The 24,708-nt window shown below is 42.5% G+C and carries 18 protein-coding genes; all 18 read right to left on the bottom strand.

Going from position 1 to position 24,708, the window contains the following annotated elements; translation table 11 throughout:
• Positions 1–5: 5 nt before the first annotated feature.
• Positions 6–818, bottom strand: a complete 813-nt coding sequence (locus GHI45_RS02070) for a transporter substrate-binding domain-containing protein (protein ID WP_187230036.1) — start codon at positions 816–818, stop codon at positions 6–8.
• 187 nt (positions 819–1,005) lie between these two features.
• Positions 1,006–2,079: an iron-containing alcohol dehydrogenase family protein gene (locus tag GHI45_RS02065; RefSeq protein WP_147778846.1), complete on the bottom strand. Its 1,074-nt coding sequence runs from the start codon at positions 2,077–2,079 to the stop codon at positions 1,006–1,008.
• A gap of 199 nt (positions 2,080–2,278) precedes the next feature.
• A complete protein-coding gene (gene hisC / locus GHI45_RS02060) occupies positions 2,279–3,337 on the bottom strand; it encodes a histidinol-phosphate transaminase (protein ID WP_147778845.1) in 1,059 nt (352 codons plus the stop codon).
• 96 nt (positions 3,338–3,433) lie between these two features.
• Positions 3,434–4,249, bottom strand: a complete 816-nt coding sequence (locus GHI45_RS02055) for a transporter substrate-binding domain-containing protein (protein WP_228385993.1) — start codon at positions 4,247–4,249, stop codon at positions 3,434–3,436.
• Between the two features lie 370 nt (positions 4,250–4,619).
• Positions 4,620–6,698: an excinuclease ABC subunit UvrB gene (gene uvrB, locus GHI45_RS02050; protein ID WP_147778844.1), complete on the bottom strand. Its 2,079-nt coding sequence runs from the start codon at positions 6,696–6,698 to the stop codon at positions 4,620–4,622.
• Between the two features lie 433 nt (positions 6,699–7,131).
• Entirely contained in the window at positions 7,132–8,229 is a 1,098-nt protein-coding gene (locus GHI45_RS02045) for a lactate oxidase (protein ID WP_147778843.1), read from the bottom strand.
• 168 nt (positions 8,230–8,397) lie between these two features.
• The gene (locus GHI45_RS02040; RefSeq protein WP_147778842.1) at positions 8,398–9,645 is read right to left on the bottom strand and encodes a DUF916 and DUF3324 domain-containing protein; all 1,248 of its coding nucleotides are present in this window, start codon (positions 9,643–9,645) and stop codon (positions 8,398–8,400) included.
• 137 nt (positions 9,646–9,782) lie between these two features.
• Entirely contained in the window at positions 9,783–10,448 is a 666-nt protein-coding gene (locus GHI45_RS02035; protein WP_147778841.1) for a WxL domain-containing protein, read from the bottom strand.
• Between the two features lie 37 nt (positions 10,449–10,485).
• Positions 10,486–11,277, bottom strand: a complete 792-nt coding sequence (locus GHI45_RS02030) for a WxL domain-containing protein (RefSeq protein ID WP_147778840.1) — start codon at positions 11,275–11,277, stop codon at positions 10,486–10,488.
• Between the two features lie 110 nt (positions 11,278–11,387).
• Positions 11,388–12,182, bottom strand: a complete 795-nt coding sequence (locus GHI45_RS02025; RefSeq protein ID WP_147778839.1) for a WxL domain-containing protein — start codon at positions 12,180–12,182, stop codon at positions 11,388–11,390.
• A 50-nt stretch (positions 12,183–12,232) separates the two neighbouring features.
• The gene (locus tag GHI45_RS02020; protein ID WP_147778838.1) at positions 12,233–13,012 is read right to left on the bottom strand and encodes a WxL domain-containing protein; all 780 of its coding nucleotides are present in this window, start codon (positions 13,010–13,012) and stop codon (positions 12,233–12,235) included.
• Between the two features lie 120 nt (positions 13,013–13,132).
• Positions 13,133–14,044, bottom strand: a complete 912-nt coding sequence (locus GHI45_RS02015; RefSeq protein ID WP_147778837.1) for a WxL domain-containing protein — start codon at positions 14,042–14,044, stop codon at positions 13,133–13,135.
• Positions 14,045–14,343: 299 nt separating this feature from the next.
• Positions 14,344–15,201 carry a WxL domain-containing protein gene (locus tag GHI45_RS02010; protein ID WP_187230034.1) on the bottom strand — a complete coding sequence of 286 codons (858 nt, stop codon included), beginning with the start codon at positions 15,199–15,201 and terminating at the stop codon, positions 14,344–14,346.
• Positions 15,202–15,286: 85 nt separating this feature from the next.
• Positions 15,287–16,102 (bottom strand): WxL domain-containing protein, encoded by an 816-nt coding sequence (locus GHI45_RS02005; protein WP_187230033.1) that lies wholly within the window; start codon positions 16,100–16,102, stop codon positions 15,287–15,289.
• A 40-nt stretch (positions 16,103–16,142) separates the two neighbouring features.
• Positions 16,143–18,404 carry a hypothetical protein gene (locus GHI45_RS02000; RefSeq protein ID WP_147778834.1) on the bottom strand — a complete coding sequence of 754 codons (2,262 nt, stop codon included), beginning with the start codon at positions 18,402–18,404 and terminating at the stop codon, positions 16,143–16,145.
• A 93-nt stretch (positions 18,405–18,497) separates the two neighbouring features.
• Positions 18,498–22,268 (bottom strand): hypothetical protein, encoded by a 3,771-nt coding sequence (locus GHI45_RS01995; RefSeq protein WP_147778833.1) that lies wholly within the window; start codon positions 22,266–22,268, stop codon positions 18,498–18,500.
• A 708-nt stretch (positions 22,269–22,976) separates the two neighbouring features.
• Complete coding sequence (locus tag GHI45_RS01990; protein ID WP_147778832.1) at positions 22,977–23,795, bottom strand: Cof-type HAD-IIB family hydrolase; 819 nt, start codon at positions 23,793–23,795, stop codon at positions 22,977–22,979.
• Positions 23,792–24,703 carry an AraC family transcriptional regulator gene (locus tag GHI45_RS01985; RefSeq protein ID WP_147778831.1) on the bottom strand — a complete coding sequence of 304 codons (912 nt, stop codon included), beginning with the start codon at positions 24,701–24,703 and terminating at the stop codon, positions 23,792–23,794. The genes GHI45_RS01990 and GHI45_RS01985 overlap by 4 nt, the downstream gene beginning before the upstream one ends.
• Positions 24,704–24,708: the final 5 nt, after the last annotated feature.

The following is a 24,708-nucleotide window of genomic DNA, read 5'->3' as shown; positions in this document are numbered from 1 at the left end:
TATGATTAGTTTGCTTTTTGTGACGCAGCGTAGTTTTCTTGGATAATTTTTTCCAATTCGCCGCTTGATTTCATTTCTTTGATAACTTCATTGATTTTATCAGTGAGTTCAGTTGAGCCTTTAGGCACAGCGACAGCCATACCAGGATTATCTTTCAAGTTTGGCAAATCAACATTGGCAATGGCAAGGTCAGAGTTTGCTGCCACATAGCTCTTAGCAATCATGTCTTCCAAGACTGCACCGGCAACCATTCCGCCTTTGACTTCATTGATTTCGTCACCTGTTGAAGTGAGAGAAACGAGTGTTGAACCTGTGATTTGCGATGTTACAGCAGTTTCTTGAGTTGAGCCTTTTTGAGCAGCCAATTTCAAGTTTTTAAAGTCTGACAATGATTTGTATTTATTCAAATCAGATTTTTTCACGACAACCACATTGTTGGCATCATAGTAAACATTTGAGAAATCAAATGCTTCTTTACGTTTTGAAGTTGCTGAAATTCCTGAGATAGCAATGTCTGCCTTGCCTTGTGACAAGCTCGTCAAGACATTGTTGAAATCCATTGCACTGATTTTAAGTTTAACATTCAATTTTTTTGCAATGGCATTTGCCAAGTCAATATCGACACCAACCACAGTGTTTTTACCATTTTTAATGGTTTGATATTCAAATGGAGGATAGTCAGGGCTGACAGCCAAAACCAAAGTCCCTTTATCTTCAATTTTCTTAACGGAGTCGCTGTTGGAACTTCCGCAAGCAGCAAGTGTCGCCACAGCAGCCAGACCAACAAGACCCAACATCATTTTTTTCAAATTTTTCATGGTTTTTCCTCTATATATTTTTCATTATTTGATGAATAAAATCGTTTTTTATTCATTACACGTATAATTATACACTAATAAAAAACTTTGTCAAGCATTTTATTCAGTTGGAGTTTCTAAATATTTTCTAAAAATAAAAAGTTAGAAACCCTATTGTCTCTAACTTTTATCTCATTGTTTTCTATTTTTATTTACTGATTGCTTCAAACTCTTGAATGGCAGTCAAAATCTTATCCGTGGTCACTTCAGCATCAACCAAATCATAGCCTCTTCCTTTTCTTGCTGCGAATTCGGCAACGGGGCGCCACTTTTCAAGCTCAAATCCTGCCAAATCCATATCCGCCAATGAAATAGGCAAACCACAAGCTTGATAAAATGGCAAAAGCTGGTCAAGCTCCGCCAAATCATGCCCATAAGCCAACATAACAAGCACGCTGTAAGCGACTTTATGTCCATGCAAAATCTCATGCGTTTCTGTCAGTACTGACATCCCATCGTGCAAAGCATGGGCGCCTGATGTTCGACCATATTGGGCGGCAAAGCCACCAACTGTACCTGAAAGTGCAATGACAGTATCCACAATTTTGGCATAAGCAGGCGTCAGCTCTTGGCTATCAAGTGCCTCAATCGACGCGACTGCTTTTTCTTGCAAGAGTTGCATAATTTCTTTGGCACTAGCAAAACCAAGGCGTGCTGTTGCAGGCAAATCAGCAAGATCCATCTGACGCACGATAGCTTCCATTTCATACCATTTGGCGATGGTATCGCCAATCCCTGCAACCAAATAGGCTTTCGGTGTCCGCAGTAGAAATTCTGGATCAACCAGCGTCAGATACGCCACACGTTTGGGATAAGCCACTTTGACAAACTGATGTTGCTCATCATAAACAGCAACAACTGGCGTATAAGGCGCACAATTCGACACAAGCGTAGGCAAAATCAATAACTCACAATCCAATAATTCTGCTGTTAATTTTGCCGTATCTGCCACTTTTCCACCACCAATGGCAATGATCAAATCCAAGCGTCCTGTCAGCTCTGACAAACGTTTTGCATCGGCATATGATGCTGTCCCATTGTAAAAATAAACGGGATAGGGCAATTTTTTTTCATAATAATCCGAAAAAACCGCGAATGATTTTTCGCCTGTGATGACGGCAACCCTTTTAAAACCCTCTACATAAGCTTCTAATTCTTGAACTGCCCCCGCTTTTGATACATAACGATTTGGGCCAGGTCTTATTTCTAATGAAATTTTCATCTTCTCTCCTCATTCTCATCAATATTTAAATAACAACAGTTATCTAGTTAATCTCTAACCGACTTCTAAGTCGGATGAGTAGATTGCCATACTGTCCATATACCATTTGCCCTTTATCTGTAATGAACTAAAGTTCAAACAATAAGGCATTGGCTGTAAATCGTTGAAGCCTTTTTGCCAGTCGCTTCTCATGATTTTCTCACGCTTCACGCATCAATTTGCTCAGAAATTCAAGGACTTGCTTCATCTGCTCATCCGTCCCAATGGTAATCCGCACCCAGTCCGAAATCCCAGGCTTATCCCAGTAACGGACAATGATATGCTTGTTATACATTCTATCATATAAAGTCTGACCTGAAAACTGTTCACAGCGAATAAAGACAAAATTCGTCTGGCTGTCCGTACTGACAAAGCCAAGTTTTTCCACAGCCTTGCTAAACCAAGTTCGCGTGGCGATGATTTTATCCACATTGGCAAGCATTTGTTCCGTATCCTGAATGCTGGCAAGTCCAATTTCCTGTGCAATCATATCCACACAATAAGAATTAAATGAGTTTTTCACATCGTATAATTTTCCGATCGCATAGCTTGAGCCCAATGCCACACCAAGCCGAATACCAGCCAAACTTCTGGCCTTCGAAAAAGTGCGCGTAATCAACAAATTTTCATATTTATCTAATAAAGGAATAGCCGATTGGCCCGAAAAATCAGCATAAGCTTCGTCAATAATCACCACACTCTCTTGATTTTGCTCCAAAATCTGCTCAATCAAATCCAAAGGCTCACTAATGCCCGTCGGATTGCATGGATTACAAAAAATAATTCCGCCATTTTCTGCCACATAATCCTTAGCCTGAATATGAAAATCAGCATCCACAGCTTGTTTGACATACTTTATCCCATACAAATCACAATAAGTTGGATAAAAAGGATAGGTAACATCAGGCATGAAGACCGGTTTGTCGCTGTTGAAGAAGGTCAGAAAGCTCAAAGACAGCACTTCGTCGGAACCATTTCCAATAAAAATTTGGCTTTCATCAAATTGCCAAAATTCAGCAAGGGCAGTCCGTAAGGTCTCAGCGTCCGAATTTGGATACAAGGCAAGCTTGTCAGCATTGACCGACTGCAAAACTGCCCGAACCTTTTCTGACGGTGGATAGGGATTTTCATTGGTGTTCAATTTAATCATTTGCTCAAGTTTGGGCTGCTCACCTGAGACATAAGGCTCAACTTTTCTAATCTTATCTTTCCAAGACATTTCTTTTCCTCATTATATTCTTATATACAAAAGAATAAGACTTGTAGCAGATGCTCAAATCTTATTTTATTTTCATTTATTGCTTCAAGACCAAACTTATTTTGCCGTTTTAGCCAGCTCATAGTTCTTTTGAATATTTTTATCCATGGTTCCATCTTCAAGCATTTGGCTAATAACTTCATTGACTACTTTTGTCAGCTCTGACGAGTCTTTTGGCATGACAACCGACATTCCAAAATCATTTTTCAATTTCGGCATTTCGACTTTGGCCAAAGTCAAATCAGGATTTGCGTCAACAAAACTTTGTGCAATCAGTGTTTCAACGACCGCACCTTCAACCTTGCCCGTCTTCACTTGATTGACCTCATCGCCAATGGTTGATAAAGCAATGTCAGTACTCTTCTTCATGTCTTGCAAGACGATTTGTTCTTGCATTGAGCCCTTTTGAGCCGCCACCTGTTTGCCATCAAATGCACTCAAACTCGTATATTTATCAAGATTTGATTTCTTAATAATTATTGAATTGGGTGAATGATAATAGATTTTTGAGAAATTGTAGACTTTTGCCCGTTCCTCCGTATAAGTAATCCCTGAAATCGCCAAATCAGCCTTTCCAGATGACACACTTGCAAGGACATTTGAAAAGTCCATGTTGCTAAATTTGACCTTGACGCCCAGTTTTTTCCCGACAGCATTCGCCAAATCAATATCTGAACCAACAATCGTATTCTTGCCATCTTTCAATGTTTGAAACTCAAACGGCGGATAATCAGCTGATAAAGCAACCGTCAATGTGCCGTTCTTTTTAATCTTGTCCACCTGATTTTCAGACGCATTACTATTACCACAAGCTGCCAAAGTGGCGACCGCAGCCAAACCAATAAGACCTAATCCCAATTTTTTCATTTTCATCTTTCAATTCACCTATTTGAATTTTTATTTATTTATATTTCATAATTATACAATAAATAATAAAGTTGTCAAGTATTTTTATACATTTTAATGTATTTTATTTCAAAAACAAAAAAAGAAGCCCGAAAACTTCTCTCTTTTTCTTTTTATACTGCACTAAGGCTATTGCCTGTTGAGACTCTATTTTACTATACTGCACTACCAAAAAAATTTAGACAATTTTAAAGTTAGTCTCGTATAAATTTAGCAAAGTGAAGCGAGGGGAGATGTTCCGACATTCACGTGGACAAATCGCCTTGCGTCAGAACATCTCCCTCAAAGAGCGTAACAAAGCGCCCTCCAAGCCTTTGTGTCAGCACTACCAATAAAATCAGTCCATGGCACGAATTTCAAGAACCATATCACGCAGTTGTGCAGCTCCTTCAAAGTCAAGCGCAGCAGCAGCTTCCTGCATTTCTTTTTCCAGTTTTTTGACCAATTTCTGACGTTCTTTTTTGGTCATTGCTTCTGCATCGACTTCTTCGATTTCGCCAGTTGCCGACTTCTTCGAAATCGAAATCAAGTCCCGAATTTCCTTGACAATGGTTTTCGGCACAACACCATGTTCTTCGTTATAAGCCATTTGAATTTCGCGCCGGCGTGCCGTTTCATCGATTGCCTTTCGCATACTCTTGGTAATTTTATACTTTTCGCCATCAAGCGCGTAATAATTCCCCAAAGCCAAAATTTCTTGGTCTGCCTCATCATTTTCATTCAAAGGTTTATCCATGTCAGCATACATAATCACATGGCCTTCACTATTTCTGGCCGCACGTCCAATGGTCTGAACCAAACCACGTTCATTACGCAAGAAACCTTCCTTATCAGCGTCCAAGATAGCGACCAACGAAACTTCTGGCACATCAATTCCTTCTCGCAACAGGTTAATCCCCACCAAGACATCAAAAACACCCAAACGCAAATCTCGAATAATCTCCGTCCGCTCCAAAGTCTTAATATCACTGTGCATATACTTGACTTTGACACCCATTTCTTTCAGATAAGCACTCAAGTCCTCTGACATTTTCTTGGTCAATGTTGTCACAAAGACACGCTCGTTGCGCTCCACACGCGCATTGATTTCGCCCAACAAATCATCAATCTGTCCCATCGAAGGACGAACTTCCACTTCTGGATCCAAAAGTCCTGTCGGACGAATGATTTGTTCAACAATGGTATCGGTCTGTTCCATCTCATAATCCCCAGGTGTCGCCGACACATAGACAATCTGATGTACATGACTTTCAAATTCTTCACGTTTCAAAGGACGATTGTCCAAAGCAGACGGCAAACGGAAACCATAATTCACCAGCATGTCTTTTCTGGCTCTATCGCCGTTGTACATGCCTTTGACCTGCCCCATCGTCATGTGGCTTTCATCAATCATAATCATGAAATCATCTGGAAAGAAATCAAGCAAGGTATAAGGCGGTTCGCCTTCCTCACGCCCATCCATGTGGCGTGAATAATTTTCGACCCCACTACAATAGCCCATTTCACGCAGCATTTCAATGTCATAGTTCGTCCGTTGTTCCAACCGTTGCGCTTCAAGAAGTTTTCCTTCGTCACGGAAACGTTTCAACTGATCTTGCAATTCTGTCTCGATTTTGGCAATGGACTCTTCCATCCGATCATCGTTGGTCATAAAGTGTGTTGCTGGGAAAATGGCAACATGGTCAACTTCAGCAATAACTTGACCTGTCAGCACTTCAATCTCACGAATCCGATCAATCTCATCGCCGAAAAATTCCACACGAAAGGCATGTTCATCACGTGAAGCAGGGAAAATTTCCACCACATCTCCCCGCACACGAAAACGCCCACGTTGAAAATCAATGTCATTGCGTTCAAACTGAATACCGACCAGACTGTTCAACAATTTATCTCGTGAAATCTCTTGTCCAGGACGCAAGGAAACGACACTGTCTTGATATTCTTTTGGCGACCCCAAACCATAAATACAAGAAACCGAAGCCACCACAATCACATCATTACGCTCAAGCAAACTTGACGTTGCACTATGACGCAATTTGTCGATTTCATCATTGACCGAACTGTCTTTTTCAATATATGTATCCGAGCTTGGAACATACGCTTCTGGTTGATAATAGTCATAGTAAGAGACGAAATATTCAACCGCATTATTTGGGAAAAATTCCTTAAACTCGCTGTAAAGTTGACCCGCTAAGGTCTTATTATGTGCCATGACAAGCGTTGGTTTTCCAGTTCTAGCGATGACTTGAGACATGGTATAAGTTTTCCCAGTCCCTGTCGCTCCCCGTAAAATCTGCGCCTTTTCGCCATTTTCAATATTTTCTACCAAAGCCTCGATTGCTTGCCCCTGATCTCCCGCAGGAGAGTACTTACTGACAAGGTCGAACTGATTATCTGTAATTCTATCTATTGCCATTTTTTATCCTTTTATCCAGCAAATACCTGACTTATAGGCTAGCCATAAGCAATCACCTGCTTTTCTGTCGTTCATTGACTCGAAAAAAGAGCCAACAGCCTCTCTTTCCAAGCCTTTCATTCAACGTTTAACTCCCTTAATTATACCATTTATCCGCACCATAAAGCCACTATCCAACCAGTACTTGATACTAGACTAACTTTAAAATCGTTAAGATTTTATTAGTTAGTCTGCAAATGACTGCCCTTGGAGCGGTGAGCGAACAAGGAAAGCTGCGCGAGCAGCCTAACTAAAAAGCGTACTGTTTTTTAGTTAGTGCAGTATAAGCATTAAAAAAATCAGAAAAACGAGTCCTAAGAAAGACCCGTTTTACTTGTGTATAAAATGTCATTCAATCCGCAAAGCAGAAATGTTTATCCACTATTCAACAGGATTAAAGCAATTCTGTCGTTTTGACAGACTCAATATCTTTAGCACCTGCCAGTTGCATGGTGATTGAAAGTTCGTGATTAAGATGTTCTACGACAGAGGCCACGCCATCTGCTCCTCCAAGGTTCAAGCCCCAGATGATAGGACGTCCAATAGCAACGAGATCAGCTCCTGAAGCCAATGCTTTAAAGACATGCTCACCACGACGAACGCCTGAGTCAAAGACGATTGGCACACGTTTCTTAACAACCGCAGCGATAGCAGGTAAAACATCAAATGAAGCTGGGCCACCGTCTAATTGGCGTCCACCATGATTTGATACCCAAATGCCATCGGCGCCCGCAGTGATTGCTTCTAATGCGTCAATAGGTGACTGAATTCCTTTGACAAGGACAGGTAAATTTGTCCAGTTCTTAATTTTTTGAATATCATCCAATACCAAGCCTTGTTTTGCAGCACCGAAGATTTCAAAGATTCCTTTTCCAACACCATCTGTCACAGAGTAAGATTCGAGATTTTTCATTGGAATTGGAAATTGGAATTTGCTAACCACATCTTCTTCACGATAGCCACCAAGTGTCGAATCAGCTGTTAAAATAATTGCTTTGACACCAGCTTTGACCGCTTTATTAAGCAAATATTGATTAAAATCATCATCTTTACTCATGTAGAGTTGGAAGAACTGAGGAGCACCATTTACAGCTTCAGCTGCTTCTTCAACAGTCGTGCTACCATAAGTTGAAATCGAGAACAAAGAGCCGACTTTTTCCATACCTTTTGCAGTATCAACTTCGCCTTCCATGTGTGCCAAACCTTGAGCGGCAACAGGTGCTTGAATAATTGGTGTCTTGAGAGGAATACCAAAGATGCTCGTGCTTAAATCAGCTGAGTCAATCCCACGCAAAACACGAGGAACAATCGTTTTACGATTGAATGATTCTGTATTTTCACGGAGTGTCCATTCATCTTCTGCGGCACCACGGAGATATCCGAAGGCCCCACGATTTCCTTGAGCAACCATGCGTTCTTTCACGAGCGCTTCAAGAGATTTAAGATTAACGATTTCAACAGCATGTTCATCTGTACTTGTAAGATAAGTCATAATTTTATCCTTTTTCTATTTTAATAATATTTTTATCCGATAGAAACAACATCTTATATTTCATTTACGCCAAGCAAGCGATAAAGAATAGTTCTTCATCGCTTGTTTGTTTGTTTAATTGAGTAGGAGCGTAAAACGACACTCCTTTTATCGCTAATGCGCGATTTTTTATTCTTCTACAACATTTTCTTGCATGGCGTTACGTTCAGCCGTAATGCGTTCTTGCGAAGCTTTAGACAAGTCATCAAAGTAGAAATAAGTCTTACGACGACGTTCGCGAAGTTTGATGCGATCGCCTTTATCATGAAGTTTGGCCCCTTCAATATCATAAGCATCTTCTTTATAACGACGAAGCAACAACAAGAGGAGGAGCAAGAGGAGCAATAAGAGGAGGAGACCTAACAACCACCAAGCCCAACTATAATCTGGCTTAGGAACTGTAACGTCCTTCTTATTCATTGCTGCTGCTTGTGCACCTGTGATTGTAAATTCTTGGTCAAAAATCCAACGGTAGCGGTAATGCTGACCTTTATAAGTAAATGGACCCGAGCCGTCATATTGGCCATAGACGACTGCGTGATACAAATAAGTTCCTGCTTTGATAGCACCTTTGGTGTAAATAGGAATTTGTGCATTACTATTTGGAGCCATTTTCATATTGCCTTGGTCCATCGAATAAAGCACCGTATTTGATCCTTTAGCGGTAACCTTAGCATCAATCCACATGTCTTTCAAATAAGCCTTAGCAGGTTCTTGATAGTGTGCATTGATAACATTGTGATAGTTGAGGTCACTACCAGCCACTTGCAAAAGGTTCAGCTTTGGTGCAACAAGATTTGTATTTTGTTGCATCAACAAACCAACCACATAACCGTATTTGTTTTGAATGTGAACACCTTTGGCCGTTGATTTTTTTTCAGTCGTTTCTTGTTGGAGGGTAATCCCACCAGCAACGACACCATCAAAACTAGCAGACGGCATTTTTACAGTAACTGGAACAACAGACATGGACTTAGCAGGAATAACAACCTTACTTTGCATATGTGCATAATCAACGATATTATAAGCAAGCGTTGGGTCAGCTTTCGCTGCGTTAAGCGCGTACTCAACAACACCATTTGAATTGGTTGAGGCACTACCAATCGTACAATCAACCGTAATAGGGCTTGCCGTTGCATTTCTCAAGACAAGATTAACGGTTTGACTTTTGCCCGGATCGAGCAAGACATCAAAATACCCCAAATTACTTGCAGCCTGATTACTCGGAAGCTCAGGAGAGACAGTAAAACCAAAATTAACTGGCTGACTAGAACTCGTTGCAGCCAAAACTCGTCCACCCTTGAACATCGTGAGCGAGCCCAATGCCAAAATAAGTATGATGATGATGCGTGATATGTTTATTTTTTTATTCTTCAATTTTTTCTCCTTGTATCTCCTTTTATCTTTAGATTTGACGCCGTTTGTCGTAGAAGATTACACATTGAAATACAGTAGGACAAGCCCATATTGCGCCTATCCTATCGTATTCTCTTTCTCAATTTTTCATGTACTCTCTAAGGAGCGGTTGTTAAATTCCAAACGATATTTCCCGAATAAGACTGATTGAGGTCAATGCCATTCGGTGTGACCAATGCAACCCCCTTGAACGGAAGGACGTTAATGCCTGTCGCATTTAATGCACCACCACCTTTTTTCGGTGCTGTTGCAATGTTTACGGCAGCATTGGTTGCATTGCTTCCACTTCCTGTTGTTAAAACAGTATTGGCACTTAAGCTCGGAAGCTCTACCCCTTTTGCAGCGTTCATGGCGTTTCCGCCATACAAAACAATTTCTGAACCTGTCAAGCTACCCGACTCGCTTTGGAGATCTGTCGCATAAGCAGACAAGTTCCAACCCGAGTTGGTGCCCCGATCATCTATCACTTGAACACCGACCTCACCAGAAGTGATTGGGGTCAAGTTTTTTTTGACAGCAGGACTATCTTTCAGCCATTGATTGTTTGTCGGTTGAGCAAAAGTAATCTCGGACAGACCTGTTTGATTTCCAGTAAAGGAAAAACTGTCTGTCCCACCCAAAGTAACCGCACCATAATTAAAGGCTTGGTCACTTGTCGCGTTATTGCTTTTGCTCTTTGCGGCAGCCGCAAAGGCATATTGAGGAAATACAACACATGCAGTTAAGAAGAGTGAAATAGCAATTTTTAAGTTTCTATTTTTCATCTTATCTTTCTATAATGCGTATTTTTTTATTTAATACTTAAGGCGCAGTCGTCAAATCCCAAACAATGTTGCCTGTATAAGTACCGATTTGAGCGATACCAGCAGGCACGTTCAAGGTAACAGAACCAAATGCCAAAGCGTTAGTTCCTGTACCGCTGAAAGTACCAGCTGTTGATGAACCTGCAGGTGCAGTCGCAACTTGAACGGCTGGATTTAGAACATAAGTTGTAGGTGTGCTATCAGTTGTAGATGTTGTACCTGTAGTTGAACCTGTAAGCAATGTTCCACCAGTTACAGAAGCTGGGCTTACAGGGGCAAGATTGGTATCTGAACCCGCAGCAAGTGAAATGGTTGAGCCTTTCAACTCATATGCGCCATTGTAAAGGTTAGTTGAATAAGCATAGAGTGACCAACCAGCGTTTGAACCACGGTTATCTGTAACTTGGACTCCATCTTTTGTTGGTGCTGCTAATGGTGAAGTCATTGCTGTAACTGTTACAGAACTACCATTGACATCGACGTTATCGTTAAATGAACCTGTCGTACCAAGTGTACCAAGCGTAAGGCTATCTTTTGAAGGCGTTGTTGGCAAACTCAGAGCAGTTGAACTGATGGCAGCAGCACCATTTGGTGTGAAGTTGTAGTTGGTTGCCCCATCAATCGTCAAATAACCAGCGCCAAAAGTTGCCTGTGTCGTTGTCGTCAAAGTATCGTTGGTTGTAGTACCAACAGCACTTGGTGTTGCAGCAAGTGCAACCATAGGTGAAGCAAGTGTAATGACAGTTAGCAATGTGGTTGAAGCTGAAAAGATTTTTGTTGAAGTTTTCATGATTTTTTCTCCTTTATTTTATTTTTTGTTACTTTATTTTGTTACTTTATTTTAGCTTTGTCTATCTAGATGATGAGCAAAGGAGAAAGAGACATTTGTTACACAGTCCTTTATGGCGCAGTCGTCAAGTCCCAAGTGATGATACCTGAGTAAGTTGTTGCTGCTGTACCGTAGTTTGGATCTTTCAGTGTTACACTCGAGAATGGCAATACATTCGTCCCTGTTGCATTCATGCTAGCAGATGTATTGCTTGCAGTGGCAACTTCTTGAGCCGCATTGAGTGTTGTCGCGTTGTTATTGCCTTGACCAGTGTTAAGCGTCACCGTGTTCACAGTTGGAAGCGTCTCGCCAGCGGTAGTATTGACGGCTGCTGCGCCAGTCAAAGTGATGGTTGAGCCTTTCAAAGAAGATGTGCCATCATAAAGGTCTGATGGATAAGCATAGAGTGACCAACCAGCGTTATTGCCGCGGTTATCTGTGACTTGCACACCATCATTTTGAGAACCTGTAGGGGCTACAAAATAAGGTGCTACAGGTGCTGCAAAGTCTGTTGATGTAATCGTTGGATTGACATCGATGGCATCAGGTGTTGATAGTGTTGTACCAACAGTCCCTGCAGTCCATGTGTCACTTTTTGGATCTGTTGAAACAGTTTCACCGCCTGTTTTAATGGCTGTTGATGGGAAGATGTAGTTTGTCGCACCATCAATCGTCAGGAAGCCAGCCGTAAAGGTAGCCGTATCTGTCGTATTCATGGTGACATTACCATTGACTGGTGTGGGTGTTGTTACAACTGGAGTACCAGTAGGACTTGACGTTGCAGCTGAAGCTACAAGTGGCATTCCCATGGCAACAAGTGTGAGTAAAGCGGTCGATGCTGAATAGACTTTTGTTGAAGTTTTCACGATATTCTCCTTTATTTTATTTTTGATACTTTATTATTTTTTTCTGCTCCTTATGGTGCAGTAGTCAAATCCCAAGTGATGACACCTGAATAAGTTGTTGCTTGTGTATTGGCACCGCCAGCGATACCTGGAACAGTCAGTGTTACACTTGAGAATGGCAATTCACTCGTTCCTGTTGCATTCAGGTTAGCAGTTGTAGCACTTGCTGTTGCAACTTGTTGAGCCGCATTGAGTGTTGTCTTGTTGTTATTGTCCATACCCGTTTGGAGCACTGTCGAAGCAGTCTCAGTTGGGAGCGTTACGCCAGTGGTTTTATTGATGGCTGTTGTGCCTGTCAAAGTGATGGTTGAGCCATGCAAGCTCAGGCCATTCGTCGATGCGACAAGGTCTGATGGATAAGCATAGAGTGACCAGCCAGCGTTTGAACCGCGGGCATCTGTGACTTGCACACCATCTTGGGTAACAGGAGCAAATGGCACTTGAGCAGCTACAAATCCCGTTGATGTAATCGATGGATTGACATCGATGGCATCAGGTGTTGAGAGTGTTGTACCAACAGTACCTGGTGTCCATGTGTCACTAGCTGGAATTGTTGAAACAGTTTCACCAGTTGATGAAATTTGTGTTGCTGGGAAGATGTAGTTTGTGGCACCATCAATGGTCAAGTAGCCAGGTGTAAACTGTGCTGTATCAGTCGTTTGCATTGTGACATTTGTTGTGTTACCAGTAGGACTTGGTGTCGCTGCCGCAAAAGCTACAAGAGGCATTCCCATGGCAACAAGTGTGAGTAAAGTTGTCGAAGCTGAAAAGACTTTTGTTGAAGTTTTCATGATATTCTCCTTTATTTTATTTTTGAAGCATATACTTTCTTTGCCTATCGGTAAAGAAAGGAGAAAGAGCGTAATTGATAGAGATGGAGCAAACTGCTCCTACTCCTGCAGTCCTGCTGATTAAGGTGCAGTCGTCAAATCATAGGTGATAGTACCGTTGAAGGTACCAGCAAGTGCCATACCTGCAGGAATGTTGAGCTTAGCTGAAGAATAAGTAATGTCGTTCGTTCCTGTACCGCTCAGAGTTGTAGTCCCAGCTGCTGCTGTTGCGATTTTCACTGCAGAAGTGCCGTTCGGTGTATTTGCTGTACCCGTTCCAGTACCTGTTTGTAAAGTAACACTAGAAGTCAGAGTTGGCATAGTGTAGTTAAGGTAGTTTGCACCATTAGTCGTTGTAGTCGAATTATTAGGGTAGTTCAGACCAGCAGGGTCCAAACTAGTATTGGTATTTACAACTTGATTAGTTTTAATTGTGATTGTTGAACCAAGCAAGTACTGACCTGACGCATTCATCAAATCAGATGGATAAGCGTAAAGCGTCCAACCAGCATTTGAACCACGTGCATCAGTGATTTGAACACCATCTACAGGGGAAGCGGTACTAGAACTTGTAAACAATGCATCTTCTGCGACACCACTTGCACCATTATTACCATTGGTACCAGAAGCTGTGATTTGCGCATTGATATTGGCTGCTGTCGCACTACCGTTCCCGGTCATTTGGTCGGTGGTTGTTGCTGCAACTCCTGCAGTACCTGTAGTCCAAGTATCCACACCATTGCCACCTTGGTCAAAATTCATTGTCATTAGACCAGGTACGATTGCTTTAGTCCCAAAGTCAAAGTTTGTTCCACCATCAATGGTCAGATAACCAGGCGTTAAGGTTGCCGTATCTGTCACTTGTTGTGTGACGTTGGTTGTGTTCCCTGTTGGACTAGAAGCCGTTGCAGCATAAGAAACAACTGGTGTGCTGAGTGTTACAAGGGCGAGCATAGTAGCAGAGATTGAAAAGACTTTTCTTGAAGTTTTCATCGTATTTTTCCTTCTTTTTTTTATTTTTTGACTCTATTGTTCTGTTGATAAGCCTGTTATTAGTCTTCGTCAGCGCTGACAGCTGTTTTATAGCACCCTTGTCAGCGTTGGCGGAAAACATTTGTCCGTTTTCTCTAGTCGCTGAAGCGACTGATAAAAAGGCGGACTCCTATCAACAAATCATTAGAGTTAAAAGTTAAAATTTTAAATCTTGATGACCTCTTTTTTCGCCATCTGGCAAAGGAGGAATTTTCTTCTCTTCCAGATGGCGAAAATTGTAGTCATCTTCTTTTTTATTTTTATGGAGCGACCGTCAGGTCGTATGTGATGGTGCCAGTGTAGGTATCCGCCATGCCGACACTTCCACTCGGGATATTGAGTGCGACATTATTGTAGAGGATTTGATTGGTTCCTGTGGCATTGAGATAGGGGGCAGGTTGGGCAGTTGCTCCAGATGTCGCGACCTGAACAGCGTTATTGAGCGTTGTAGTGTTGTTATTGCCATTGCCGACATTAAGCGTGACATTGGCTGGTTCGCTTGCTGGTAAAAAATAGTAAGATGGTGTTCCGTTTAAATCCAACTGGTCATTTTCTACCCCCAAATCTCCCGTCCAGGTGATTGTCGCGCCGTAGAGGTCATAGTCTTTCGTCGAGACCAGATCTGTAGGATAGGCATAAAGTGACCAGCCCGTAGATGTCCCACGCACGTCCGTTATCTGGACACCGTCCTCGGCGACAGACGGCGCAAATTGACTTCCTGGTGCTGCAATGTTGGCTTGTGCCATCGTACCATAGGCGGCATTTGCACTGGTTTCATCATTGGCTGTTCCTGGCGTTCCCAAAGTTGCTGTAACAAACTTATCTTGATTATTACCTGCAACGACTGTCGTTAAGGTCATGGCATTTGGTGTAATCTGTGCATTTTTACCCGTCGGAGCCAAAAAGTTAAATGCTGTCGCACCATCGATGGTCAGATAACCCGATGATAAAGTGATTGAGGCATTGGTGGATGTTGTGACATTCAGTGCGCTCCCAGTGACAACATTGGTCGTTATTCCATTATATTTAGTCGTCGCATGTGCGATGAGCGGGCTTGACAAGAGCATGACTGTCAATAAAGCACTGGCATGAACCGTCACTTTTTTGAAACGTCTCACGATTTTTCTCCTTTCTTCTCTGATAATTTCTTTTTGCATCCTGTCGTAATGACAGCATGAGGTTTTATCAAATTCATGTCCAACTTCAAGGAGTCATAGTCAAACTCCATGTGATGTTGGCATTGTAAGTATCAGCTGCCATTCCCGCACCTGTTGGCATGTTCAAGGTCACCGCATTAAATGGGATTTGAGTCGTTCCCGTCGCATTGAGTTGGGGAAGTGCTTGAGCAGTTCCCGTCGTCGCAATCAAGACCGCAGGGCCAACTGTTGAATTCGCCGTAGGCGCACCTGTCCCACTTGTACCCGCATAGGGATTCATCCCAGTCAGCAAAGGTTTTAGATTGCTACCAACGGACGCGCCCTCTTTGGCCTCAATATAGTTTGTCCCACCATCAAGTGCCGCATTGGTCGGTTGCCCTGCCGTAATAATAATGCTTGAACCCGTCATGTGATAGCCTTTATTTGAAATCAAATCGGTCGAAGTTGCATAAAGTGACCAACCTGCGTCTGTTCCGCGATAGTCAGAAACCTGAACCCCGTCCATCTCGGGAGGCGTTGTTGCGAAATAGCCTTGTGCAGCCGGAAAATCCGTAGATGTGATTCCAGAATTGGCGTCAATGGCATCTGGCGTAGATAAGGACGTTCCGACCGTGCCTGCTGTCCACGTATCCAAACTTGCACTCGCCAAAATGTTCATGGCATTGGGTTGAATTTGACGGGTTGGAAAATTCCAATTCGTCGCGCCATCAATGGTCAAATAGGAACCTGTCAGCGTTAATGTTTGAGGCGTTGTTGCGACGACTGCTGATGTCGAAGCATGAGCCAAATGGGGCGTGCCCAAAGCCCAAAGCAAGAGCAAACTTGCCGAGACCGTAACAACTTTTCTTTTTGAAATGCTCATCATTATCCTTTCTGATTTATTTTATACAAAATCATTTTCATCAAGGTGTATCCGTCAATGTCCATGTGACCGTACCATTATAAGTCCCCGGTACTCCTGCACCTGCAGGAATCTTGACTGTAAATGGTGTCGCCCAGTTAATCTGTGGTGTTGGATTTGCCGCGCCTGAAACAAATGTACCGAAGTTGCCATATTCAGTCCCTGAATTGTTTGCGATTGGTGACGCATTGTAGAAGACCGTTACTGCACCAGACGTGAGCGATAATGGCACTTGTAATGCACCAACCAACGTATCTTGCGAGAGATCCGCATTTGTACCTGTCGTTGTTCCCAAGGTATTGACAAACAAATCTCCCTCAAGTGTGATACTCGTGTTAGTCGTATTGGTCAATGCTTTCGTTTCAGCGACTTGCAATTCCCACGGTGTGACACCATTGTTCATGGTATCTTGCACACCGATATAGGTTGCAGGATTGTCGGATTGGTCGTTTACAGTGGTTGAGGTTGTCGGATTGGTACTTGAGAAAGCGCCTGAAATATTCGTTGTCTTAGCAACCGATCCCGAACCAAATGAAACAGAGCCTGGATTTTGAGTAAAGGCGAGGACTGGTGCTGCCGTCCCCTCCACAGTCAATGTAACAGGGTTAGTTGTCGTATGTTGCGTGGTCAAAGTCGTTCCGTCAGTCGCTGTATATGAGAAGTAAATCCCTTTCGTCACATCCGTTGTCGATCCAAATTGGAAGGTTCCTGCTGCTTTGGTACCGGCATAATTAACCGCCTGCCAGAAAGCACTTGTCGCAGGAAGAGCGACTGCTGACGTACTTGTTGAGCCAGCACCGTTGAGTACCCCTGTGATGTTAGAGCTTGACGCACTTGTACCGGCAATCTCGGACACGTTTGTAACCGTGTTGCTACCGGCAGCAACCGTTGGACTTCCTGTCGATGTAACATCAAGGAAGTAACCATTGCTTGCCGTTCCTGCTTGACTTGCTGCAACATCAGTTGCATAATTTTGTCCTGTCATGCTGATACCGCTATTGATAACAGACATGTTCCCTGTCGACGTATTGAGTTCGAGGGCAACAACGTTCATGTAATTTTCGACTGTCGCTAAGCCTGCATCATCAACTGCTGTATCTGTCGCCGAAGTGTCATACTGGACAGCGGCGGCTTGTGAATAAGAAATGGTTGATGATTTGGCAGATACGAGGGCGTCATTTCCTGAGATTGACGCATTACTGTTAAGAATATAAAGATAATTGGTCTTTGTCGCGGTACCGTTGGTCCATGTGACAGGAACTTTAAGATAAGATTGGTTGGCTGCCAGATAAGGGCCTGCACCAACGTTGTAAAGCGTCGTTGTCAGTGCTGCCGTGTTGACGGTCAAATTTCCCGTCAGACCAGTACCGCTGACCAGCATCAGATTTTCGAGTGCCTGTTGATTGAGGACACCAGAGCTGTTAAAGAGTTCTGAAACCACGCTTGATTGTGCCATCATAGCGTCGCTTGCCGAAAGGGTTGGCGCTACTGTTGATGCAATCGTCATCAGCCAAGAACCCGTATTTGGGGTGACAGTACCCGTCATTGGATTGGCTGAACCTGGTGTATCGACTGAGGCATTTAACTGCATGGTCGAACCAGAATTCATCGTGTACAAATCTCCCGTAGGATTACTTGTCAGCGTCTGGACTGCACCCGATTGCGAACTTGTATAAGCCGCGCTTGCATAGCTTGCCACAGGGGCGTAGTCATGTTGTTGCGTATAGCTAAAGACGCCCGCTGTTTCAGTGACGGAGCTTTCAACCGCACTCGAGATAACGTTTGGATTTGAGGTAGAATACATGACCTTGACCGTTGGAAGGTTTCCAGCGGCGCTGGCAGGATACTCAAACAACAAGTCCGTATTTCCGGTTGCTGAGTTCGTATTGGTGTACGCAGTCATTGAACCACCTGCACCATTGGCACCTGTACCTGGAGAAAGTCCCGTTGTAAAGGTTGCTGCCGTGATATTCGATGTGTTATTTCCTGACAAGCTGTAAGACCAAGTCCCGTCAGCCGTTGTTGAGCGATACTCGACACGTTGACCAGGTGTGAAATAACCTGCATAGTAGTTACTCAGCGTACTGGTTGATTGACCACCTGCTGACAGATTTTCTGAGAAGTCAGACAGATAGAAGTTACCGCTCGTACCCAAAGACATCAAAGTAGCAGGTGTAATCTGGTTTGGCGCACAGTCCGAAGGCTGCCAGCTGGTATATGTATAGCCCGTTCTGCTGTATTCACCACCCGTAAAGGTAAGCACAGGCGCAGCCGTCGTTGCTGCTCCCCAGTAATAACCGGTATAAGGGTTGTTGACAGATCCTGGTTGGGTTATTGGAAGCCAAGCTTCTACCCCTTATGTCAAATCCAAGTAAGACAGATTGATGACCCCAGGATTATTGATGAACGCTGTGGTTAGTGTATCCACACCTAAAACTTGTAATTTCCCTATGGACATGGACATTGAGGTATTGTTAACGGTCAAGTTTGAGTTAGAATTTTCCGTGAGGGTACCAAAGTTGGAATAAGAGTTTCCATAGTCCGTTGCATTCGTATTTCCGTCATAGAGATAGTGGTTGGCTGCCGTGGCACCCGAACCATTGAGGACTTGACCCGAAATAACAACGTTTGAGTTGGTATCCATGTTTAAGCTTGAAAAGTTTTCAATCGTCCCATTGACGTTGATAGGTGTTGTTGTGCCATCGTCACCCAGATAGATGTTGACCCCAGTCGTTGTTCCATTAAAGACATTGTAGTTATTAAGATTGGTTGCACCTCGGCTTGAAGCAAAATAATTATTGGTCAGACTATCAGCGGTGCCTGATGGCGTGGTTGAACTTGTCGTTCCACTATAACCAAGACCATTGATAGCCCCTTGTATGGTTATCCCTGTCCCAATCGTGATGTTTGAGTTGTGCTTGACACTCGTTCCACTAAGCCCCGTATAGTTTTCAGCGGCAATGGTACCAATCGTACCTGTCGAACCAGTACCATAAGCAGTAACATAAGCATTGAGTGTTGAAGCTTGTGTGTTTGAACCATTCGAACCATCGATGAAGTAGGTATCTGAGCCGAGGGCAGTTGCAAGTGCAGCAGATGGACTTGACGGCAAGATGATTTTCAAACCAATCGTGTTGCCAGCACCAGCGGTACCGACTCGTAAACCTGTACCAGTCATGGAACCACCTGACATATCAATCCCTGTCGGTGCGACGAAGCTATTGCCGTTTGGTCCTGACAGATTGAGTGACAATAGGGAGTTACCATTGACAGCTGCGCTATTGTATGCTGCCCCACAAAGTGCTTTGGCAAGCCCAAAGTCGCCACCATAGATGGAAACTTTTGAGTCACCGTCGATAGTGTCTGTCGTAGCCAAACCATAAGTCCCACCAACATAAGCATTAGGGAAGGAACCTCCATAGATTTGAACCAAGGAATTCCCTGTAACTTCATAAGTATCCCAAGCACCACCTGAGGCGAACCAACCTACTGAACCACCATTCATGATGGCGTTAGAATTCCCAAAGTTTTTCGAACCTTCCCAAGAAGAGCCTTCAAAAGTATTAAGATCTCCCAAGTTGTTGACGTTTTCTGAATTGCCCCAAAGCTCACCAACATAGTTTGCACCGTAGGTGTAACCTGATATGACATTATTCGAAACAGTCGTAGTGTTTCCCGCTTGGAAATAAGTATTGGAGTGTCCACCGTTGCCCCAGTTTCCACCACCTCCACAATATTCCAAGTTTACATCGTCAGCACCTGTTGGCACTGCACCGACCGTACCCGTTGACCCTGTTGGGTTATTGAGATAGTAGCCTGTTTCGCCGATGAGACCTGATGTCCCTGCACGACCATTCCCCCCAATGTTGCCTCCATATGAGTTAGAGCCTAAAGCCATTCCGTAGCCACCGACAGATTTGGTTGCTGAACCTGTCGGCTGCGTTGCAGCAGGGACATTTGCCTGTCCTGCTGTGCCATACACACGTCCCATTTCTAAGGTCGAATTTCCTTTGACATAACCCGTCAGACTTCCGCCGTGAGGTGCACTATTGCTTCCAGGACCTGAAGACTCGACGCTTCCACCTTCAACCCAACTATAGATATTGCCAAAGACTGCTGAGGACTTAGTGGGGTTATTATTGACATAGGTATTTTGAATGGTGTCATCTGCTGTTCCTGTACTTCCTGAAGTCCAGCTCGGCAGGTCATAAGAGCCATTCCCATTTCCTCCTTGGAAACCGTAGATGGCTGATCCCATATAAGTTGTGGTTCCTGTTTTGTAAAATCCAGCGTTGATCGAGTTAACGATGTTGCCATAAACAGCACCTGACGAATTACCCGCCGATGTCGTAAAGCTACCATTACCACCGCAAAAGTACGGCGCACCTACATTCGTAGGTGATGTTGTATTTCCAGCAGGGTCAAGGTTGATGTTATTGAAGATAGCACTGGCAAGCGCACTCTTGCTTCCGACATTCCCAAAGACTGAACCGCCTACGATATACTCGCCACCTGAGAAACCGCCATAATAGTTAAAGTTATTGAAAACCGACGCAGCCGCATTGGTTGCCACATTTCCGCTATAGGCACCGCCAGCGAATTCTTGTAAGGTCAAGCCCGTATTTGGACTCGCACTATTTCCTGTGATGTCCGTATTGACCGAGCCGTTGACCGTTACAGGTGCACTATTGACAGCTGTACCTGACCAATTGAAAGAACCTTGGCTAAAGCCACGTGTATCAGAGTCATAGCGTCCTAGCCCGCCACCAAAAACCATCTGGATTGTGGTGTTTGTATTGCCAAGAATTTGCAGGTTGGTGTTTCCTTGAATCGTTCCACCATCATAGTTCCCACCTGAGACGATATTGTAAGACCCACTGCTTGAAAGATTGTAGATGGTAACGTGAGTCGAACCCGAAATCGTTGATGTACTGTTTGTTCCTCCTGCTCCACCCGTAACTATCGTATCACTAGAGGTACCAATGGTGTGTGTGGTCGTGATGTTTCGTCCATCATTGCCACCATAAATCGAAAAGGTATTATTACCTGAGGCGAGGAAGAACATATTGGTGTCGCCAGAAATATTTATAGCACCAGTTGAACCACCAAAGTATGAAAAGTAAGAGGACGTATTCCACGAACCATCTTCGTATGCTACTGGGTTGCCTTCGGCATAGATACCAGAAACATAGTTATTATTATTTACATAATAAGTCATATTACGAAAGACTGTCGGAACACCCAACGCTATAACTGGAGCAAAGTTAATTGTCGCAGCCGTTGTATCTTGAGCTGTACTCGTACGTCCGACTGGGTCTGTTGGGTCTGAAGTAAAAGTCATCGAAGCCGCACGTCCCTTTAAAGTATAAAGGTTCATGTCTGTCGCTGATGGTGATGTGATGGTGTATTCATCAGTAGCCCCAGCCGAAACCGTAAAGGACGACCCAAGATAGATTACATAATTAAAACCACTCTGATTGGCTTTATAAATATCATAAAGGGCTAGTTTAAAGCCTGCATCCGACGCAGGATAGTAGCCAAGACTAGTCGCAGAACTATTTTGAACCGTTAAACTTCCTGTGATTGAGCTTGAGTAAGCTACCACGATTTGTGCAGTGTTATTTGAGTTAATCAGCCCCTGAGCTGTGAGTCCCGTTGCCCCAGTTCCTGTCGAGGTAGAACCTGCAGAACCACCTGTATTATTCCCGATTGAGTTTTGATAACCAAAAGTTGAGGGCAGAGTCGCTAAAGCACCATGGATATAATAGTTCCCACCAAGTAATGAAGTCGTAGTCGTAACTGCTGCATTATTGGCAGGTCTTGATGTATTCAGCACCGAAGTTGGGGCAGTACCAGGCGTCGTGTTGACCGTTCCCCAGTAACCGTAGTCCACACTGTGGTCAGAAGCACCAGGTATCGTTGTCGTGCCAAACTCTTGTTGCCAAGCAGGCGTCGCTGTCGCAGCATCTACCTTTTTCGTGTTCATGCTATTGAGGATAGAGACCGTCGCCACCGTTGCGATCAAAGCCGTCAACAGTGTGCCCACAGTGATATACACCACTTTAGGCTTCAAATGTTTCAGATATTCTTTGCCCTTTTGATGTTTTGGATATTTAACGATTTTCATATCAGCACTCTTCCTTTTTCTAATATATTTCTAATTTGTAATCTTATTTTTTATTCTCTTCGTAGTCCATAGACTACGCTCCACTAACATAATAGCCTTTTATAAGCCACTTGTCAACTATCAACTTCTGCGAAAATAGATATAAATTCCTGATAAAATCTCATGTCATATTTTTGTAATCTTCCAAGAAGCAAAAAGACAGACAGACAGACAGACAGACAGACAGCTTTTTTCTTAATCAAAACTTAATCTTTCTTGACATTTTAACCAAGCCCACCCACTCACGCGCACAAACAAAAAGAAGAAAACGGCATACGCCGCTTTCTTCTTTTCCATTTTCTACTATTATAAAGACCCTAAATTCCTAAAAACTAAACACACACCAAAAAATTTAACCAACATTTAATCTGCCCCGCCCAAACCATATGATATAATCCCCCTGTAGAGTTTATGAACGGTGGCCAGACTGGAGGTGATGCTTATGCAATGTCGTGAGCAAACCTCACAAACAGAAAGGCAGATTTTGTCGATATATCAGACACTTTCACTCATGATTGCATTTGCGATTTTGGTGCTAAAGATTAACGATAATAAAAACAAAAAATAACCGTTCATCTTAGTAGGTAACGGTTATTTACAACTAATATTTGCTACCGTTCTTAAAACGGCTACACTAGAGCTTGTTGACGCAAGCTCTTTTATTTACATTTATTTTATCATTTTTGGCTCAAATGTCAAATTTTTTTCAATGACCTGTAGAACACCCGAATCAGAATTCGAAGGAGCTAAGTGTTTTGCGACAGCCTTAACTTGTGCATTTGCATTTCCCATAGCATAACTATTTTCGGTTAGTTTTAACATTTCTAAGTCATTATTTGAATCTCCAAAAGCCATTAGCTCATCGGGTTTGATTTTCCATTCTTTAAAGAGTTTGAGAAGTGTATCTCCTTTAGTGACGCCTGGAAGAATGATATCAATACTTCCGTGACCACTTGAGACCGCTTCTACTTCTCCTGTAAAGCCATCGTTAATGAGTGATACGACTTGATTCACTTTTTCAGGGGCAACCTCCAAAGCAAACTTCACAAAAATATCATTAGGAAGCTCATCAAAACTATCTACTTCTTTAAGTTCATAGTAATACTTCTTAGCAAAATCTTTAAATTCTGTCTGACTGTTCGAAAGTAAATATGCCGAATCAACACCACACAAAACAAATTCTAAGTCTATTTGTTGCTTTTGAAGTTGTTCGATAATGGATAAAGTGAGCTGTTTGCTAAATTCTTGAACGGGCTTCATCTTTTTATTTATAGTTACGATCGCTCCATTTTCGGATAAATAAATAATTTTATTATCTTTGTTGGGAAAGAATGAGCGGATTTGATAATATTGGTTTCCACTTGCAACGATAAATTTTATTCCTTTTTCTTCAAGTTTCGAAAAAATCACTTCAAATTTTTGTCTATCATAATCATTATCTGGATTTAAAAAAGTACCATCCATATCTACTGCAACTACTTTTATCATGTTATCTCCTTGGTCATCTTCTTTCTATATTTAAGTGGCGATTCTCCATATTTTTTTTTGAATTGTACACCAAAATAACTTGAGTTTACTAATCCAAAACGGTTCACAATTTCTTTTATTGAATCATTAGATACTATCAATTGTTTAGCAGCTTTTTTGAGTTTCAAATCATTGATATAGGTCATTGGCACTTTATTTGTAAATAGCTGAAAACTTCTGAAACAATCACTCCTACTAATCCCTGCATACTCGCATAGTGTTTCAATTGTTATTTTTTCACTCATATTATTTTGAATATAATTTAAAAGAACTTTAACATTTTTTTCTTTTTGAATCATTATTTCTTTGGTCATATAAAAAATATCAGAATTATTCTTAGACATATATTCTAAAAATATATTCCAGATAGCTGACAACGAACTTATGATACCTAACTCATAAGTCAAAGAATCGCTATTTAATTTTATAATTCTTTTAATATGAAAAGTCATTTGTTTCCCTAGTTCATCATCCCTAGAAATCTTTACACCAGATACCCTTAACTCATTCATTCGACTAAAAAATTTCTCTTGTAAAAAATTGTTATCTCCAACGATAATTTCAGATGAAAAAGTCATCACTTTCATAATGCTATTATTAGCGTTACTCCTAGGAGCTTCTGCATGATGAAGTGTTCCGCTATTTAGAACGATACAATCTCCCGCTTTTAGTAGCACAGAGTTACCATTCAAATAATATTGAAGCTCTCCTTGCTCAAGATAGCCAATTTCATAATAGTCATGATAATGACACTCTAAAGTCTGTTCTGGAAAATCGGAATAGTTATCTTCCCACAAGCCAAAATTAAATTTCGGGTTTGGAAATTCAAAAACTTCTTCCAATTCATCATTGATTATAATTTCCTTCATCCGCA

The sequence above is a fragment of the Lactococcus sp. dk101 genome (genome assembly GCF_009601055.1).
Lineage (GTDB): Bacteria > Bacillota > Bacilli > Lactobacillales > Streptococcaceae > Lactococcus.
Note: the sequence above shows the minus strand (reverse complement) of the source record. Positions and strands in the feature narration are given on the sequence as shown.

Coding starts and splice junctions, on each gene's coding strand:
- GHI45_RS02070 (WP_187230036.1), bottom strand. CDS start 818: ATGAAAAATTTGAAAAAAATGATGTTGGGTCTTGTTGGTCTGGCTGCT.
- GHI45_RS02065 (WP_147778846.1), bottom strand. CDS start 2,079: ATGAAAATTTCATTAGAAATAAGACCTGGCCCAAATCGTTATGTATCA.
- hisC (WP_147778845.1), bottom strand. CDS start 3,337: ATGTCTTGGAAAGATAAGATTAGAAAAGTTGAGCCTTATGTCTCAGGT.
- GHI45_RS02055 (WP_228385993.1), bottom strand. CDS start 4,249: ATGAAAATGAAAAAATTGGGATTAGGTCTTATTGGTTTGGCTGCGGTC.
- uvrB (WP_147778844.1), bottom strand. CDS start 6,698: ATGGCAATAGATAGAATTACAGATAATCAGTTCGACCTTGTCAGTAAG.
- GHI45_RS02045 (WP_147778843.1), bottom strand. CDS start 8,229: ATGACTTATCTTACAAGTACAGATGAACATGCTGTTGAAATCGTTAAT.
- GHI45_RS02035 (WP_147778841.1), bottom strand. CDS start 10,448: ATGAAAAATAGAAACTTAAAAATTGCTATTTCACTCTTCTTAACTGCA.
- GHI45_RS02030 (WP_147778840.1), bottom strand. CDS start 11,277: ATGAAAACTTCAACAAAAATCTTTTCAGCTTCAACCACATTGCTAACT.
- GHI45_RS02020 (WP_147778838.1), bottom strand. CDS start 13,012: ATGAAAACTTCAACAAAAGTCTTTTCAGCTTCGACAACTTTACTCACA.
- GHI45_RS02015 (WP_147778837.1), bottom strand. CDS start 14,044: ATGAAAACTTCAAGAAAAGTCTTTTCAATCTCTGCTACTATGCTCGCC.
- GHI45_RS02005 (WP_187230033.1), bottom strand. CDS start 16,102: ATGAGCATTTCAAAAAGAAAAGTTGTTACGGTCTCGGCAAGTTTGCTC.
- GHI45_RS01995 (WP_147778833.1), bottom strand. CDS start 22,268: ATGAAAATCGTTAAATATCCAAAACATCAAAAGGGCAAAGAATATCTG.
- GHI45_RS01990 (WP_147778832.1), bottom strand. CDS start 23,795: ATGATAAAAGTAGTTGCAGTAGATATGGATGGTACTTTTTTAAATCCA.
- GHI45_RS01985 (WP_147778831.1), bottom strand. CDS start 24,703: ATGAAGGAAATTATAATCAATGATGAATTGGAAGAAGTTTTTGAATTT.